This is a genomic window from Streptomyces griseorubiginosus, from assembly GCF_017614965.1.
GTDB classification, from domain to species: Bacteria; Actinomycetota; Actinomycetes; order Streptomycetales; family Streptomycetaceae; genus Streptomyces; species Streptomyces griseorubiginosus_B.
On record NZ_WVUG01000767.1, the window covers coordinates 1 to 379 of the forward strand.

Genomic DNA, 379 nt, shown 5'->3' on the forward strand with positions numbered 1-379 from the left:
GAGACAGCTCCTGCTCCTGGCCCGCCTCCTCACCGTCCACGGCTTCCCCCGGGCCCCCAGGCTCGCCCTGGCCGCCGCGGCGACAGCCGAGGCAACGGCCCTGGCAACCCCCTTCGCGGCCCGCCTCCCCGGCTGCGCCTTCCTGGCCACCCCCGTAGAGACCCTGGTGAACGCCTGGGGCCCGGCCGCCGTCCCCGCCCTCACCTGCACGGCGGCCGCACTGCCCCTCCTGATCCACGCGACCCGCACCCTCACCAGGGCCTCGGCCCACGCGCCCGCGGAGCCCCAGTGCTGAGCCGCACCCGCGTACGGCGCGGAGGGGACGTGGCGGGGGGTGTCCGCCCGCAGCGGCGGGCGTCAACACCGCGCGCCGCTACAC

Annotated in this window: 1 pseudogene; it reads left to right on the top strand. The window is 78.4% G+C overall.

What is annotated here, in order from left to right:
* Window positions 1–295, top strand: a pseudogene (locus GRC12_RS45185) (hypothetical protein); the annotation flags it as partial.
* Between the last annotated feature and the right edge of the window lie 84 nt (window positions 296–379).